The sequence below is a fragment of the Dickeya undicola genome (genome assembly GCF_000784735.1).
GTDB lineage: Bacteria > Pseudomonadota > Gammaproteobacteria > Enterobacterales > Enterobacteriaceae > Dickeya > Dickeya undicola.
Window position 1 is genome coordinate 50,116 of the sequence record NZ_JSYG01000037.1, and the last position, 16,174, is coordinate 66,289.

13 protein-coding genes and 1 tRNA gene are annotated in these 16,174 nt (G+C 53.7%); 8 read left to right on the top strand and 6 right to left on the bottom strand.

All coding sequences use genetic code 11. The features are described from left to right. Positions 1 to 434: 434 nt before the first annotated feature. Together OB87_RS17340 and OB87_RS17345 are read left to right on the top strand one after the other, a co-directional pair. On the top strand, positions 435 to 3,212 hold the full coding sequence (locus tag OB87_RS17340) for a flavocytochrome c (RefSeq protein WP_033570660.1): 2,778 nt from the start codon (positions 435 to 437) through the stop codon (positions 3,210 to 3,212). A gap of 72 nt (positions 3,213 to 3,284) precedes the next feature. Continuing rightward, complete coding sequence (locus OB87_RS17345; RefSeq protein WP_033570661.1) at positions 3,285 to 4,256, top strand: FAD:protein FMN transferase; 972 nt, start codon at positions 3,285 to 3,287, stop codon at positions 4,254 to 4,256. 13 nt (positions 4,257 to 4,269) lie between these two features. On the opposite strand, the gene OB87_RS17350 is transcribed toward OB87_RS17345, so the two are convergent. Further along, complete coding sequence (locus OB87_RS17350) at positions 4,270 to 4,851, bottom strand: TetR/AcrR family transcriptional regulator (protein ID WP_033570662.1); 582 nt, start codon at positions 4,849 to 4,851, stop codon at positions 4,270 to 4,272. A gap of 356 nt (positions 4,852 to 5,207) precedes the next feature. Here OB87_RS17350 and OB87_RS17355 point away from each other — a divergent pair, with 356 nt between their 5' ends. From OB87_RS17355 to OB87_RS17370, 4 genes are read left to right on the top strand one after another with little or no spacing between them, the layout of a single operon-like run. Beyond that, entirely contained in the window at positions 5,208 to 6,071 is an 864-nt protein-coding gene (locus OB87_RS17355) for an SDR family NAD(P)-dependent oxidoreductase (protein WP_033570663.1), read from the top strand. Positions 6,072 to 6,083: 12 nt separating this feature from the next. Further along, a complete protein-coding gene (locus OB87_RS17360; protein WP_033570664.1) occupies positions 6,084 to 6,896 on the top strand; it encodes an oxidoreductase in 813 nt (270 codons plus the stop codon). Next, a complete protein-coding gene (locus OB87_RS17365; RefSeq protein ID WP_200884318.1) occupies positions 6,889 to 7,317 on the top strand; it encodes a hypothetical protein in 429 nt (142 codons plus the stop codon). The genes OB87_RS17360 and OB87_RS17365 overlap by 8 nt, the downstream gene beginning before the upstream one ends. Positions 7,318 to 7,345: 28 nt before the next feature. Continuing rightward, entirely contained in the window at positions 7,346 to 8,347 is a 1,002-nt protein-coding gene (locus OB87_RS17370) for an NADP-dependent oxidoreductase (protein WP_033570666.1), read from the top strand. 147 nt (positions 8,348 to 8,494) lie between these two features. On the opposite strand, the gene OB87_RS17375 is transcribed toward OB87_RS17370, so the two are convergent. The 4 genes from OB87_RS17375 to rpsU form a co-directional block, all read right to left on the bottom strand. Then, positions 8,495 to 8,570, bottom strand: a tRNA-Ile gene (locus OB87_RS17375). Between the two features lie 260 nt (positions 8,571 to 8,830). Next, positions 8,831 to 10,666 carry an RNA polymerase sigma factor RpoD gene (gene rpoD / locus OB87_RS17380; RefSeq protein WP_033570667.1) on the bottom strand — a complete coding sequence of 612 codons (1,836 nt, stop codon included), beginning with the start codon at positions 10,664 to 10,666 and terminating at the stop codon, positions 8,831 to 8,833. Positions 10,667 to 10,823: 157 nt separating this feature from the next. Then, on the bottom strand, positions 10,824 to 12,578 hold the full coding sequence (dnaG, locus tag OB87_RS17385) for a DNA primase (RefSeq protein ID WP_033570668.1): 1,755 nt from the start codon (positions 12,576 to 12,578) through the stop codon (positions 10,824 to 10,826). Positions 12,579 to 12,705: 127 nt separating this feature from the next. Next, complete coding sequence (gene rpsU, locus OB87_RS17390) at positions 12,706 to 12,921, bottom strand: 30S ribosomal protein S21 (RefSeq protein WP_001144069.1); 216 nt, start codon at positions 12,919 to 12,921, stop codon at positions 12,706 to 12,708. Positions 12,922 to 13,149: 228 nt separating this feature from the next. Here rpsU and tsaD point away from each other — a divergent pair, with 228 nt between their 5' ends. Further along, positions 13,150 to 14,163: a tRNA (adenosine(37)-N6)-threonylcarbamoyltransferase complex transferase subunit TsaD gene (gene tsaD / locus OB87_RS17395; RefSeq protein ID WP_033570669.1), complete on the top strand. Its 1,014-nt coding sequence runs from the start codon at positions 13,150 to 13,152 to the stop codon at positions 14,161 to 14,163. Between the two features lie 45 nt (positions 14,164 to 14,208). Here the strand turns inward: tsaD and argR are convergent, their stop codons facing one another. Then, positions 14,209 to 14,679, bottom strand: coding sequence for a transcriptional regulator ArgR (argR, locus tag OB87_RS17400; RefSeq protein ID WP_033570670.1), 471 nt, complete (start codon positions 14,677 to 14,679; stop codon positions 14,209 to 14,211). A 490-nt stretch (positions 14,680 to 15,169) separates the two neighbouring features. Here argR and mdh point away from each other — a divergent pair, with 490 nt between their 5' ends. After that, positions 15,170 to 16,111: a malate dehydrogenase gene (mdh, locus tag OB87_RS17405; RefSeq protein WP_033570671.1), complete on the top strand. Its 942-nt coding sequence runs from the start codon at positions 15,170 to 15,172 to the stop codon at positions 16,109 to 16,111. Positions 16,112 to 16,174: the final 63 nt, after the last annotated feature.

Genomic DNA, 16,174 nt, shown 5'->3' on the forward strand with positions numbered 1-16,174 from the left:
AATAATAATGAACCGCTGTTTTATTTATTCAGTGTGACGGGTCATGTTAGCGACTGCCCCAGCTGCGGTGGCTGATACCACTCAATGGAGCATGAGCCTTGTAGCGCAGAGCCATCTGGGTCAGCTCTGGCCTGGGTTCACGACGTAGTAACCTGAAAAAGAGTGCTTATATTCAAAGATCAGCCTATCCAGGTAAATAAAGCGTTACTTCATTTTAAATAAATGTGAATGGTTTATTTTTTAATGAATCAGTCTTTAAACAACGCTATGACATAATAATGGAATATTAGTTAATTAACTAATTTGATTATTTATAAACTAAAAAGCCAATCATATTAACGTTATGACATCGGCCTGCTAAGCAAAACCAAAAACAATAAACCGATAACAAATTTAAAGACTATGAAATATTTTTAATTATGGAGTTATTAACGATGAACATTAACGACCAGGTATTGCGTCCGTTTATTTTGCCAAATGGTGTCGAGCTTAAAAATCGTCTCCTGATGGCACCCATGACTACCTGCACCGGTTTTTATGACGGAACCGTCACCAAAGAGCTGGTGGAGTACTATCAGGTGCGTGCCGGCAGCATCGGCGCGGTGATTGTGGAATGCTGTTTTATCGATGATAAAGGGCTGGCGTTTCCCGGTGCGATTGGTATCGATAACGACGATAAGATTGCCGGGCTGGCAAAAGTTGCTTCGGCCATCAAGGAAAAGGGCTCGAAAGCCATTTTGCAGATCTACCACGGCGGGCGCATGGTGGAGCCGAAACTGATTGGCGGCCAGTCACCGGTCGGGCCAAGCGCCGTTGCCGCACCACGGGAAGGGGCGGCCGTTCCTGACGCGCTGACGGGCGAGGAAGTGGATGCCATGATCGCCAAATTTGGCGAAGGGGTGCGTCGTGCCATTGAAGCCGGTTTTGATGGCGTGGAAATCCACGGTGCTAATACCTACCTGATTCAGCAGTTTTACTCCCCGAACTCCAACCAGCGCACTGACGAATGGGGTGGCAGCCGCGACAATCGCGCCCGATTCCCGCTCGCCGTGCTGGACATCACCCATAAGATGGCGCGCCAGTATGCGGATGCGTCCTTCATCATCGGCTATCGCTTCTCGCCGGAGGAAATCGAAGAGCCGGGCATCCGGTTTGACGACACCCTGTACCTGCTGGAAAAACTGGCGGCACGTGGGTTGGATTACCTGCATTTTTCTATGGGACATACCCTGCGCTCATCCATCGTCGATACCACCGATCCCACCCCGCTGATTGGCAAATATGTCGCCATGCGTTCCGACACGCTGGCTAAGGTGCCGGTAATCGGTGTCGGCGGCGTAGTGAATAAAGCGGATGCCGACGCGGCGCTGGAACAGGGTTACGATCTGGTGGCGGTGGGGAAAGCCTGCATTGCCTATCCGGACTGGACCGATCGCCTCATCAATCAACAGACGCTCGAACTGTTTATCGACAGCACTCAACGTGAAGCCCTGACCATTCCGGAACCGCTGTGGCGCTTCTCGCTGGTGGAAGCGATGATCCGCGACATGAGCCTGTCGGCGAAAAAATTCAAGGCGGGTGTGTTTCAGGAGACAGTGCAGGACGACGCTGGTGAGCTGGTTATCAACGTCAGCCTGGAGACGGATCGCATTGCTGACGTCACGCTGGAACCTAATTCACTGTTGAATAGCGATTTCGTCAGCAGCTTTGAGGTTATCCGCTCCCGTATTCTGGATGCCAACAGCCCGCACGTGGATGCAGTCACCGGTGCCACCACCCAGAGCGAGGCGGTGAAAAAGGCGGTATCCAAGGCGTTGGCCAAATCCTGCAAGGCAGCCATTCTGGAAGAGGGCGGCAATCCAGCGGCGATGCCGAGCTATGACGTGGTGGTGGTCGGTAGCGGCGGTGCGGGTCTGGCTGCGGCGATTCAGGCTTGTGATGACGGCGCTAATGTCCTGATTGTCGAGAAAATGTCCAGTATTGGCGGCAACACCATCAAAGCGTCCGTGGGGATGAACGCGGCGGGTACTCGCTTTCAGAAAATAAAAGGCATTGATGATGACCCGTCTCGTTTCTATGAGGAAACGCTGAAAGGCGGTCAGCATAAAAATAATCCCGATTTGCTGAAACGATTCGTTGACGGTGCGCCGAGGGCGATTGAGTGGCTGGCGGATCACGGCATTGAGCTGAACGACATCACCATTACCGGCGGGATGAGCGTGGATCGCACCCATCGCCCGGCGGATGGTTCGGCGGTAGGCGGCTTCCTGATCAGCGGTCTGGTGAAAAACATCAACAAGCGCAATATCGATGTGATGCTGGATACCTCGGTGCTGGACGTGGTGCATGACAAGGGAGCGATTACCGGCGTTCGGGTACGGAATGAGGACGGCGAAGAGCTGACTATCGCTGCCAAAGGGGTGGTCATGGCTACTGGCGGATTTAGCGCCAACCGTGACATGGTAGTGAAGTATCGCCCGGATCTGGATGGTTTTGTCACCACCAACCATAAAGGCGCTACCGGCAGCGGTATCGCCATTCTGGAGCAGGTAGGGGCCGATACCGTCGATTTGGGGGAAATTCAGATCCACCCGACGGTCGAGCAGACCACCTCTTACCTGATCTCTGAATCCATCCGCGGCGGCGGTGCGATTCTGGTGAACCAGCAGGGGCACCGCTTCTTTAACGAGATGGAAACCCGCGATAAGGTGTCGGCGGCAATCATTGGCTTGCCGGAGAAGTATGCCTACATTCTGTTTGATGAGCAGGTGCGCATGAAGAACAAAGCGGCGGACGAATATCTGTCCCGTGGCTTTGTGGTGAGCGCTGCTTCCCCCCGTGAGCTGGCGGACAAGCTGTCTATCGACTTCCACACGTTGTTAGCGACGCTGGAACGCTACAACCGGTTTGTTGAACAACAGCATGATGACGACTTCGGCCGTAAAACCGCGTTGCGCCACCCCATCAATCAGGGGCCGTTCTACGCTATCCGCATCGCGCCCGGCGTACATCACACCATGGGCGGCGTGGTGATCAACACCGATACCGCGGTACTGGACCACAAGAAACGGGTGATCCGGGGCGCTTTCGCCGCTGGTGAAGTCGTAGGCGGTATTCACGGTGGCAATCGCATCGGCGGCAATGCCGTCGCCGATATCATCGTTTTTGGTATTCAGGCGGGCCGTAACGCGGCATCCTACGCGCAGCTGTAATCCATTGCTGACCCGCCAACGCCAGCACGTGCTGCTGGCGTTGGCTTCACCTCGCTTGTGGGATGATTTGTTATGTCGCCAGATGCTCAGGTTTATACCTATTCCACCGTATTAATGGGTTCACCCATACTCCTGAAACTGTTTGTGCATGATGAGCCGCTGGTTTCCGAGGTGTTCCGTTGTATTAAACAACAGGAAGATCTTCTGACCGTCAATCGAGCGCATTCCGAGGTAATGGCTATCAATCAGGCAGCGGGTAAACATCCGGTGGTGGTGAGTCAGCCTGTATTTAATCTGATAAAACGTGCCAGAGAGGTCAGCCTGCTGGAGGGCAGTTGTTTCAATTTTGCCATCGGGCCGGTGGTGAAATGCTGGAAAATAGGCTTTCAGGGCCACAGCGTGCCGCCCGCCGATGAATTGCGGGCGTTACTGGCGCTGACTGACCCTCACCACGTCGTGCTCAATGCGCAGGACTGCTCGGTATGGCTGGAAAAGGCGGGGATGGAGATCGATTTAGGGGCGATCGCCAAAGGGTATATCGCCGATGTCGTCAGGCAATTCCTGTATCAGCATCATGTCTATCATGCGTTGATCAACCTGGGCGGCAACGTGCTGGCGCTTGGCAGACCGCAGAACGGCGGTCAGGCTGGGTGGGCGGTAGGCTTGCAAAAGCCGTTTGGCGACAACGGCGAGCTGATCGGCGTTATCCATGTAGCCAACAAGTCGGTGGTGACCTCCGGCATTTACGAGCGTTATTTCGAGTGCGATGGTCGCCTTTATCACCATATTCTCGACCCGAAAACCGGTTATCCGCTGGATAACGAATTGCTCAGCGTGACCATCATTTCCGATGCCTCCATCGACGGGGACATCTACACCACCCTAATTTACGGCCTGGGCGTGGAAAAAGGCATGGCTTACCTGTCCCGGCTGCCACATATTGACGCCATTTTCGTAACCAAAGACCGGCGAGTCATTCTCTCTTCACCGCAGCAGTATGATTTCACGCTGTTGGATGCGGAGTATGAACAGGTTGTGGTGTGATTACGCGGGAACGCTACTCTTCACCTAACAGTGTTTGTTTGGCGGCGGCAAGAAATTCGTCCGACAGCGGATCGCCGGTGGTTGCGCGAGACAACATCAGTGCTCCGACCAACAACGCCGCCTGCGACAGCGCCTGTTGTCTGCGTTGCTCGTCATCTTCCTTATCGGAAAGGGAGGCCAGCCTACCCAGCATGGCTTTCACGCCATTGAGATACACCTCTCGAACCGGCTTATCCTCGCTTTCCCGCGCGACATCGCTGGCTAAGGCTGAGATAGTGCATCCGTCTTTCACACCATCGCGGTGGGCGGGAGACAGGTAGCTTTCTACCAGTGTGCGCAGGTCGCCTGGCTCCGGCTGTTGGCAAATTGCCTGCCAGTGGGTGCTGGCGTCGTCAAGAGCCTTACGGCTGGCGATCGCGGCCAGTTCATCCTTGGAGGCAAAGTGCCCGTAGAAACCACCGTGGGTTAACCCGGCTGCCGCCATCAAGTCATTCACGCTGACGCCATTCAGGCCACGTTCACGAAAGAGCTGTGACGAAACCTGAATAATTTCCTCGCGGTTACGCTCCATCTGTTGTTTTGATACACGGGCCATCGCGTTCTCCTCCTATCGGATGGGCATCATCTTAGGGCATGGAAATACCAGACTCAATAGATGATGCCCTTCATCAATAACGATCAATCCATTCAGGCGCGCGGTGGTCGCAGATTGGTGATGCGAGCGCTATCGCCGCCCTGAGCGTGAGGCAGACTGCTGACGATCTGATCGTGTGGCGTGCCGAGTGCCAGTTCAGAGACGCGTAATCCTGTGTTTCGGCCAAACCAAACGTGGTGTATTGCATTCTCTCCCACCTCTTTTAAATGTTGGTTGACATCTATTATATATGTCATTCATCATCTATTTGGCAAGGGCGACATCCACCTTCTTCACGCTGACAAAAGGACAAACGAATGAATACCACTCCTGCTGTGCTTATTACGGGGGCGTCATCGGGTATTGGCGCGGTTTATGCCGAACGCTTTGCACGTCGCGGTCATGATCTGGTGCTGGTTGCCCGCGATCGCTCGCGGATGGATACGCTGGCTGTTCGCCTGCGTCAGGACTACGGCGTGACGGTTGATGTCCTGCCAGCCGATCTTACCCAACCGGATGAACTGGCTACGGTGGAGACGCGACTGCGTGAAGACAACCATATCGGGATCCTGGTGAATAACGCGGGCATGAATATCGGTGGGCGCTTTCTCGAACAGGCGACGGACGATATCGAGCGGCTCGTCGCGCTTAACACGACAGCGCTGGTGCGGCTTGCCAGCGCGGTTGCGCCACGTCTGGCAGCAGCAGGTGCAGGTGCCATCATCAATATTGGTTCAGTGGTTGGTTTGGCACCAGAGTTCGGGTTGACCGTTTACGGTGCGACCAAGGCATTTGTGCTGTTTCTGTCTCAGGGACTGTGCCTTGAGCTGGCACCCAAAGGCATCTACGTTCAGGCGGTGCTTCCTGCGGCGACACGCACAGAAATTTGGGAACGTTCCGGCACGGATATCAATACGCTGCCTTCTGTGATGGAAGTTGAAGAACTGGTGGATGCTGCGCTGGTCGGTTTTGATCGCCGCGAACCGGTAACCATCCCACCGCTCCACGACGCTGGGCAATGGGAAACTTATCAACACACCCGGCAAGCCATGCTACCAGGGTTTTCACAGGCTCATGCTGCCGCACGTTATCAATTGCTGCACTCGCCGATACAGAATTGTGTCAGCAGCGCACCCGCTTTATTTACTCAAACAACAGACAGCCTGATGGCAAATCAATAGGCAAGGTATCTTATGACATCAAATAAACCTATCGCGCTGGTTACCGGTGCCTCATCGGGGATCGGTGAGGCGACAGCGGAACGGCTGGTACAAGCTGGTTATCAGGTATACGGCACCAGCAGACGAGGTGCGCAGGCCAGTCAGCGGCGGTTTGAGCTGTTGGCGCTGGATGTGACTTCTGATGAGTCGGTCAATACTGCTGTAAGCGAACTGCTACGGCGGGAAGGACGTATCGATCTGCTGGTGAACAATGCGGGTTTTGGGCTTAGCCCTGCGGGGGCAGAAGAAAGCTCAATCGAGCAGGCGCAGGCGCTTTTTGACACGAACTTTCTCGGTGTTGTTCGCATGACTCGCGCGGTGGTGCCGCACATGCGCCAACAAGGCAGCGGCCGCATCATCAATATCGGTTCCATTCTCGGCGTTGTGCCGATGCCTTATGTTGCGCTCTACGCGGCCAGCAAACATGCAGTCGAAGGGTATTCAGAGGCGTTGGATCACGAGTTACGCACGCGTGGCATCCGGGTTTCGGTCATTGAGCCTGCGTATACCAAAACGCAGTTCGAGTCCAACAACGTGCCGCCGGATGCGGTGCTGGATGAATACGCCTCGGTACGCCGGGCACTGGAAAAGGTGGTGAAGCTGGCTATGGCGAACGCGGATGATCCGGCAGTGGTCGCCGAGGTTGTACTGAAAGCTGCCCGCGCAAAACATCCGAAACTTCGCTATACGGCAGGCGCGGCCGCGGCTCGCCTGCGACTGCTGCGCCGATTCGCACCGGGTTTACTGGACTCGGGTATCCGCAAAAGTTTGCAGCTTGATGCGTAGCTTAGGAACTCAGCGTATGACCGCCTTATCACTCAGATTCCGGCCTCTGGCTATCTTATCGGCGCTGTTGTTCTTCGTGATCGCCGTCGCCTGGATATCGGTGCCAGACCTGATGCTAGCCAGTTGGGGCGTTGACTCCAGTCGTTCGGCGGAGCTGGTCAGTCGTCGTTCAGCGGCGCTGTATGCCGGAGTGGGCGTAATGTTATTCCTGACCAGAAATGTCGCGCCATCGCCAGCCCGCTCATCCCTGATGAAGGGAGTCGTGGTCACTTGCATGATACTTGCAACGCTTGGAATAGGGGAGTTTGTTGCAGGACACGCCAATAGCGGGATCCTGCTGGCTGCCGTGTTAGAAGTGGTCCTCGCACTGGCTTTTCTTTCCGTCATTCGCACCGATAGCCGCGGCCAAGCTGGTCGTTAATAGGTAATCACTCTGGAGAAAATACGTGATGAAGGCGTTCATTATCGATCGCTATAGCCGCAGAAGCAGTGGACGAATAGGCGAAATGCCTGAGCCGACGTTACAGGACGATGATGTTCTGGTCCAGGTTCACGCCGCCGGTGTCAATCTGCTTGATGCCAAAATCAGGAATGGCGAATTCAAGCTGATCCTGCCGTATCGTTTACCGCTGGTGCTGGGAAATGATGTCGCAGGCGTTGTCGTTCGCATCGGGCCGAAGGTCACACGATTCAGACCGGGCGATGAGGTCTACGCCCGGCCTGAGCAGGCGCGCATCGGTACTTTTGCTGAATTGATTGCGGTCAACGAGGATTCGCTGGCGCTGAAACCCAGCAACCTTAGCATGGAAGAAGCGGCGTCTATTCCGCTGGTTAGCCTGACGGCCTGGCAGGTGCTGGTTGAAACCGCAAAGTTGAAGAAAGGGCAGAAGGTGCTGATTCATGCTGGCTCTGGCGGTGTGGGGACTATCGCTATCCAGCTTGCCAAACATCTCGGCGCTTTCGTCGCCACCACAACGAGCACGAGTAATGTCGAATGGGTGAGGGCGCTGGGTGCGGATGTGGTCATCGATTACAGGAAGCAGGACTTTGAAACCGTACTGCAGGGCTACGATGTGGTGCTAAACAGTTTGGGCAATGACGTGCTGGAAAAATCGTTACAGGTGTTGAAAACCGGCGGGCAGCTCATCTCTATATCCGGCCCGCCCGTACCGGAATTTGCGACAGAGCAGGGGTTGTCATGGGGGCTAAAACAAGCGATGCGTCTCCTTAGCTATCGTATCCGTAAGCAAGCCAGGCAGAAGGGGGTCAGTTACGCGTTTGTCTTTATGCGGGCCAGTGGAACGCAGCTTGATGCTATTCGCACGCTTATTGAATCAGACATCATCAGACCGGTGGTAGACAGCGTTTTGCCATTTGATGCAACGGCTGATGCGCTGTCTTACGTTGAGACGGGGCGGGCGAAAGGTAAGGTGGTCGTCAGGTTGAGATAGTGGTTATCGACAGGTGAAGCGCGGCGACGGCTTAGCAGCCTGATGGCTCTGCGTGCTACGTTGGCATTGAATCGCCACACCGGGATAGATGAATAAAAAAGCCACCGATTAAAGGTGGCTTAATTATATGATTTTAAATCTAAAATTTGGTGGCCCCTGTTGGGTTTGAACCAACGACCAAGCGATTATGAGTCGCCTGCTCTAACCACTGAGCTAAGGGGCCAGGAGGGTGTTGATTATAGGTAATCCAGCTAGTGGGGTCTATAGTCTGGCGGCCATATGGTTGTTTTGTATCCAGCACTTAGCCGATTGTTATTATTAAAAATTCATTATATTGGCGATAGGGATGGAGGGCATTGTGCGTAAAAGCAAGAAAAACGGAATGTGTTGATGGGGCGTTATAGGGCGAGTGGCTACAGGCGCGATAAAGAAAAACCCCCGGTCGGGACCGGGGGTTGATAGTACGACGTAATAACAATCTTATTAATCGTCCAGGAAGCTGCGCAGCACTTCGGAACGGCTTGGATGACGCAGTTTACGCAGCGCTTTCGCTTCGATCTGACGAATACGCTCGCGGGTTACGTCAAACTGTTTGCCGACTTCTTCCAGCGTGTGGTCGGTATTCATGTCGATACCGAAACGCATACGCAGTACTTTAGCTTCGCGCGCGGTCAAGCCAGCCAGCACATCGTGGGTGGCGGAACGCAGGCTTTCCGATGTCGCGGAGTCCAGCGGCAGTTCCAGCGTGGTATCTTCGATGAAATCCCCCAGATGCGAATCTTCGTCATCACCGATCGGGGTTTCCATGGAGATCGGCTCTTTGGCGATCTTCAATACCTTGCGGATCTTGTCTTCCGGCATCAGCATACGCTCGGCCAGTTCTTCCGGCGTCGGCTCACGGCCCATTTCCTGCAGCATCTGGCGGGAAATACGATTGAGTTTGTTGATAGTCTCAATCATGTGCACCGGGATACGAATGGTGCGCGCCTGATCCGCGATGGAGCGGGTGATCGCCTGACGGATCCACCAGGTGGCGTAGGTGGAGAACTTGTAACCGCGGCGGTATTCGAATTTGTCTACCGCTTTCATCAGGCCAATGTTGCCTTCCTGAATCAGGTCGAGGAACTGCAAGCCACGGTTGGTGTATTTCTTGGCGATAGAAATAACCAGACGCAGGTTCGCTTCCACCATCTCTTTCTTGGCGCGACGGGCTTTGGCTTCACCAATCGACATGCGACGGTTGATGTCTTTGACTTGCTCGATGGTCAGGCCGGTTTCTTCTTCAATCTGTTGCAGTTTCTGCAGGCTGCGATGCACGTCGTCTTCTACTTCACGCAGTTTTTCGCACCAGGGTTTACCCATGGAAAGCGCGGCGTCGAACCACTTGCTGTTGGTTTCATTGCCGGTGAACAGCGTGACGAAGTTTTTCTTCGGCATTTTGCACAGCTCAACGCACAGTTTCATGATCTGGCGTTCCTGCGTGCGCACGCGGTCCATCATGGTGCGCATGTTGTTTACCAGCAGGTCGAACTGCTTCGGCACCAGACGGAACTGCTTGAACACTTCAGACAGCTTGTTGATTTCATCAATAGCGGTCGGGTGGCTACGGCCATGCGCCTTGATACTTACGCGGGTCGCTTCGTACTGATCACGCAACTCAGTGAATTTCTGACGCGCCAGCTCCGGGTCGATGCTGTTGTCATCGTCGCTGTCGTCTTCGTCTTCTTCGTTTTCGTCGTCGTCATCATCCATGCCGTCGTCGGCCAGTTCGGCGTTCTCAGGCGTGGTATTCGGTGCCAGGTCTTCTTCGGCGTTCGGATCAACAAAGCCGGTGATCAAATCGGACAGGCGGCTTTCTCCCGCTTCAACGCGGTCGTATTGATCCAACAGATAGGTGATGGCTTCCGGATACTCGGCAACGGAGCACTGTACCTGATTGATACCGTCTTCGATTCGCTTGGCGATATCGATTTCCCCTTCACGGGTCAACAGTTCGACGGTGCCCATCTCACGCATGTACATACGAACCGGATCGGTCGTGCGGCCAATCTCAGATTCAACGCTGGACAATACCTGCGCCGCTGCTTCGGCAGCGTCTTCATCGGCGGTATTCTCAGCCAGCATCAGATCATCGGCATCCGGCGCTTCTTCCATCACCTGGATGCCCATGTCGTTAATCATCTGGATGATGTCTTCGATCTGATCGGAGTCGATGATATCTTCCGGCAGATGGTCATTGACCTCGGCATAGGTCAGGTAGCCTTGCTCCTTACCACGGGTGACAAGTAGCTTGAGCTGTGACTGCGGGTTTTGCTCCATAAGACGGTATCCACACTTCAGAATATTGGGGTTGGTGTCGGTCAGCGTAAGTCGCTAACAATAACATTAGGGGAATTTTTCTTATCGCCGCAGCCCCCTGTAGCGGCACGCTGTAGGGCTCGACCCTACTATTTATCGGCAATTAAGCCGCGGGAAATCAGTTTTTTCGTGTTAGCGCCAGTTGCAGTGACCATAGTTCCTTACGCTCGTTTGTACTTAGCCCGTGCGTTCTGTCGCGGGCGATTAGCGTATCCATTCGCAACTGCAGTAACTGGTCGTAGAGCTCGGCCAGGCTGATCCTGAATTTTTCTTCGAGCTCTTCCTCTTCAATCATATGGTCCCAGGCTGCCAGGGTTTCAAGCTGCTTGCGATATTTACTTTCGCGATATTTCTCCAGCAGCAATCCCATGTTCATGCCTGGGCTTTCATTGCAGGCTTTTACCAGATCCAAAAACAGCTCCAGTCCTGCAACTTTGTTCTCTTCCACACCTTCCAGCGCCAGTTCCGGCACCTCGGCGGACAACCTCGGATTTTGTACTAAAAGTCCTATCAGTATACGCATAGTTGTGACTTTTAGCCGTGGAGGCTGGTAAGACGATGTTTGCTCCGCTGTTTTCGGCAGCAGACGGTCCAGTTGGCTGTCATCCAGCAGCCCCAACTTATTGCCAAGTTGCTGACGTAAGTATAATCGCAACGTTTCGCCCGGTACTTGCCCAATGAGTGGTAGAGCCAGCGTACTGAGCTTGGTGCGCCCGTCCCGAGTACTCATGTCAACCTGTCGCAGTAGCGAGTCGAACAAAAACGCCGACAACGGCATCGCTTGCTCAATACGTTGCTCGAATGCGGCCTTACCTTCCTGACGCACCAGCGTATCCGGGTCTTCGCCGTCGGGCAGGAACATAAAGCGCAACTGCCGACCGTCATTCAGATAGGGTAGCGCGGTTTCCAGCGCGCGCCAGGCGGCATCGCGCCCGGCGCGGTCGCCATCGTAACAACACACCACCTGTTCAGTGGCACGAAACAGCAACTGGATATGGTCTGCTGTGGTTGATGTCCCTAGTGATGCCACCGCGTAATCGATGCCAAACTGGGCCAGCGCGACCACATCCATATAACCTTCGACGACCAATAGCCGCTTTAATTCCGGATTTTTCTGTTGTGCCTCGTACAGGCCGTACAGCTGTCGACCTTTATGAAAAATCTCGGTTTCCGGCGAATTCAGGTACTTTGGGGTGCCATCACCCATAACCCTGCCACCGAACGCAATGACCCGTCCGCGTTTATCACGGATAGGAAACATCACCCGATCGCGAAAACGATCGTAAGTACGACCATTCTCGTTGGTCACCAACATACCTGCGTCAGTCAGCGTCGTTTTATCGTCACTGTTGCGCCCGAAACGTTTTAACGCGTTATCCCACCCTGGCAGTGTACACCCGATGGCGAAATGCCGGATGACATCATCGCTCAAGCCTCGTCTGGCCAGATACTCTCTGGCTGGCGTACCGGCAGGTTGGTTCAGAGTATGTTGGTAAAAAGCGCTTAATTGTTCCATCAGCTCGTATAAACTTTGCCGTTGATGGCGTTCGAGCTGGGTCGGGCCGGTGCCTGCCTCGTAAGGAACGTCCAGACCGTGCATTGCAGCCAGTTCTTCAATGCTTTCAACAAATTCCAGACGGTCATAATTCATCAGGAAATCAATGGCGTTGCCGTGGGCACCGCAGCCGAAGCAATGGTAGAACTGCTTGTCACCGTTAACGGTGAACGAAGGGGTTTTCTCGTGGTGGAACGGGCAACACGCGTGATAATTCTTGCCCTGCTTTTTCAGTTTGACGCGCGCATCGATCAGGTCAACGATGTCGGTGCGGGCCAGCAGGTCATTAATAAATACGCGGGGAATACGTCCAGCCATAAGCCCCTTATCTATATACGTTTATAAACGACAATAAGCCGCGCATTCCTTTCGGAAAGCACGGCCTTCGTATGCAACTGCTAAGTCTGCGGATTAATCACGCGGTGGAGGATAACCCTCCAGAAAATTAATACAGACGAGTGCGGCGTGCGTTTTCTCGAGCCAGCTTCTTCGCGTGACGTTTCACGGCAGAAGCTTTAGCGCGCTTACGTTCGGTAGTCGGTTTTTCATAGAACTCACGACGACGAACTTCAGCCAAAACACCTGCTTTTTCGCAGGAACGCTTGAAACGACGCAGAGCAACGTCGAACGGCTCGTTTTCACGTACTTTAATTACCGGCATGTGCCTCTCACCTCAGTAAATTCGGTTTGCTGCTGGCCTTGTGCCAGCCTTTTCAAAATGGTGCGGAATTCTACTGCAACTGTGGCGCGTTTGTAAAGTGCATCGGCGATCATAAAACGTGCGGTGCCGGTTCGCTCGTCTGTGGGCTGGCTTATGATAGACTATGCCGCGCCTGAATCAAGCAGCCGTGGCGGGCCGCCGTAAATGTAACCGAGAGTGAAAATAGCAATGCGCGTATTGGGTATTGAAACATCCTGCGATGAAACCGGGGTCGCGATTTATGACACGCAGGCCGGGCTACTGGCGAATCAGCTTTACAGCCAGGTGAAGTTGCACGCCGATTATGGCGGCGTGGTGCCTGAGCTGGCCTCTCGCGATCATGTTCGCAAGACCGTGCCGCTGATTCAGGCAGCGTTGCATGACGCCGGGTTACAGCACAGTGATATCGATGGTGTCGCTTACACCGCTGGTCCGGGGCTGGTCGGTGCGTTGCTGGTCGGTGCGACGGTAGGGCGTTCGCTGGCGTTTGCCTGGAATGTGCCAGCCATACCGGTGCATCACATGGAAGGGCATTTGCTGGCACCGATGCTGGAAGATAACCCACCGGCGTTTCCGTTTGTCGCGTTGCTGGTGTCTGGCGGGCATACCCAGTTGATAAGCGTAACTGGGATTGGTGAATACCGTTTGCTGGGGGAATCCATTGACGATGCGGCTGGCGAGGCGTTCGATAAAACCGCTAAGCTGCTGGGGCTGGATTATCCCGGCGGGCCGCTGCTGTCGAAAATGGCGCAAAGCGGGCATTCTGACCGTTTTGTTTTTCCCCGGCCGATGACCGATCGACCTGGCCTGGATTTTAGTTTCTCAGGGCTGAAAACTTTCGCTGCCAATACTATCCGTGAAAACGGCAGCGATCCGCAGACACAGGCGGATATCGCGCGGGCGTTTGAAGATGCGGTGGTAGATACGCTGGCTATTAAATGCCGCCGAGCGCTTGATGAGACAGGGTTTAGTCGGCTGGTGATGGCGGGTGGTGTGAGTGCTAACCGGACATTACGCCAGCGGTTGGCTGAGATCATGGCAAAGCGGGGCGGTGAGGTGTTTTATGCTCGCCCAGAATTCTGTACCGATAATGGTGCCATGATTGCCTATGCAGGAGCAGTTCGTCTTACCCAAGGCGTGACGGATGATCTGAGTATTACTGTTCGGCCGCGTTGGCCGTTGGCTGAATTGCCCGCGCTGTGATTTTCTGGCTATACCGCCCCAACCGTATGGCGGGGCGGTGGCGCATCACAGTTCCTGTTCAAACAATACCAGTATGGCTTCATACAGTTGCTTGACGCTAAAGCCGCGGGCTGGGGTAGTGAAAATAGTATCATCGCCAGCGATAGTGCCGAGAATCCCTTCCGATTTACCCAGTGAGTCGAGCAGACGAGCGATTAACTGTGCTGCGCCAGGGCTGGTGTGAATCACGACCACCGCGTCGTTGTAATCTACATCCAATACCAGGTTTTTTAGCGGACTGGTGGTGGTGGGAACACCCAGTTCGACTGGCAGACAGTAAACCATCTCCATTTTCGCGTTGCGGGTACGTACTGCGCCAAACTTGGTCAGCATACGGGATACCTTGGACTGGTTGATATTCTCAAACCCATCGTCCTGCAGTGCCTGCACAATTTCGCTTTGCGAACTAAATTTCTCTTCTTTTAACAGCGCTTTGAACGCTTTAACCAGATCTTCTTGTTTAGTGGAGTTACGCATTCTGCACCGTGTCCGGGAAAAAGTGGAACATGCGGGTATTATGCATTTGAATGAATTTTTATGCAATATGAGCGCGTATAAAAGCGGATTGCTGGCTTGGAACGGCAGATTCAATGACCTGGGGGGCAATACTTTACCAGGGTGTCAAAAAGTGTGCTCTTCATCACATAAAAGTAAAATAAATGTTATCAAAATGATGTTGTTTGGAGGCTGATGGTCGGTGTAATGTAACACACCCGTTAATCAGTCGTGGGCTTATGCCGGGGCGCACTATAATTGCCTGTTACTTTAATTACCTTTCAGATATCAGGCAGATTGTTAGTTTATTATTAATCACATAGTGCGTTATCGCTGCGTGCCTATTTATCGCTGCGGACCTATGTTGTGTCCCTCTGAAAACAGGTCTGACGCCTGGCTTCTCTCGCGAGCATAAACGTTTTTAACTAAACGCATCCACGGTAATTTTACTTAACATAATAAGGAGTTTAGGATGAAAGTTGCAGTTCTCGGAGCCGCAGGTGGTATTGGTCAAGCCCTTGCCCTTCTCCTCAAAACCCAGCTTCCTTCAGGTTCAGAGCTCTCTCTTTATGATATCGCCCCCGTTACGCCGGGTGTGGCTGTCGATCTGAGCCACATCCCCACCGATGTGAAAATCAAAGGTTTCAGCGGTGAAGATGCTACTCCGGCTCTGGAAGGCGCAGACATTGTGCTGATGTCGGCTGGGGTAGCTCGTAAACCGGGGATGGATCGTTCCGATTTGTTTAACGTGAACGCAGGAATCGTGCGTAACCTGGTTTCACAGATTGCCCGTACCTGCCCTAACGCTTGTATCGGTGTTATCACTAACCCGGTCAATACCACGGTGGCGATTGCCGCCGAAGTGCTGAAACAGGCTGGCGTGTATAACAAAGACAAACTGTTTGGTGTCACGACGCTGGACATTATCCGTTCCAGCACCTTTGTTGCCGAGCTGAAAGACAAACAGCCGCAGGCTATTGACGTGCCGGTTATTGGTGGTCATTCCGGTGTTACCATCCTGCCGCTGCTGTCCCAGATCCCAGGTGTGAGCTTCACTGAGCAGGAAGTGGCTGCTCTGACTAAACGTATCCAGAATGCAGGCACCGAAGTTGTGGAAGCAAAAGCAGGTGGCGGGTCAGCTACCCTGTCGATGGGTCAGGCTGCTGCGCGTTTTGGCCTATCTCTGGTTCGTGCTATGCAGGGAGAAAGCGGTGTGGTTGAGTGCGCTTACGTGGAAGGCGATGGCAAGTACGCTCGTTTCTTTGCTCAACCGCTGTTGTTGGGTAAAAACGGTGTGGCCGAGCGTAAAGACATCGGTACGCTGAGTGCATTTGAACAACAGGCTCTGGTTAGCATGTTGGATACCCTGAAGCAGGACATCGCTCTGGGCGAAGAGTTCGTTAACAAGAAATAATCACCTCTGTGTGATACATCGGGTTAATAAGGCCGGAGTCTCTTCTCCGGCCTTTCTTTTTCC

Coding starts and splice junctions, on each gene's coding strand:
- rpoD (WP_033570667.1), bottom strand. CDS start 10,666: ATGGAGCAAAACCCGCAGTCACAGCTCAAGCTACTTGTCACCCGTGGT.
- OB87_RS17350 (WP_033570662.1), bottom strand. CDS start 4,851: ATGGCCCGTGTATCAAAACAACAGATGGAGCGTAACCGCGAGGAAATT.
- OB87_RS17360 (WP_033570664.1), top strand. CDS start 6,084: ATGACATCAAATAAACCTATCGCGCTGGTTACCGGTGCCTCATCGGGG.
- mdh (WP_033570671.1), top strand. CDS start 15,170: ATGAAAGTTGCAGTTCTCGGAGCCGCAGGTGGTATTGGTCAAGCCCTT.
- OB87_RS17355 (WP_033570663.1), top strand. CDS start 5,208: ATGAATACCACTCCTGCTGTGCTTATTACGGGGGCGTCATCGGGTATT.
- OB87_RS17340 (WP_033570660.1), top strand. CDS start 435: ATGAACATTAACGACCAGGTATTGCGTCCGTTTATTTTGCCAAATGGT.
- OB87_RS17345 (WP_033570661.1), top strand. CDS start 3,285: ATGTCGCCAGATGCTCAGGTTTATACCTATTCCACCGTATTAATGGGT.
- rpsU (WP_001144069.1), bottom strand. CDS start 12,921: ATGCCGGTAATTAAAGTACGTGAAAACGAGCCGTTCGACGTTGCTCTG.
- argR (WP_033570670.1), bottom strand. CDS start 14,679: ATGCGTAACTCCACTAAACAAGAAGATCTGGTTAAAGCGTTCAAAGCG.
- OB87_RS17365 (WP_200884318.1), top strand. CDS start 6,889: ATGCGTAGCTTAGGAACTCAGCGTATGACCGCCTTATCACTCAGATTC.
- dnaG (WP_033570668.1), bottom strand. CDS start 12,578: ATGGCTGGACGTATTCCCCGCGTATTTATTAATGACCTGCTGGCCCGC.
- OB87_RS17370 (WP_033570666.1), top strand. CDS start 7,346: ATGAAGGCGTTCATTATCGATCGCTATAGCCGCAGAAGCAGTGGACGA.
- tsaD (WP_033570669.1), top strand. CDS start 13,150: ATGCGCGTATTGGGTATTGAAACATCCTGCGATGAAACCGGGGTCGCG.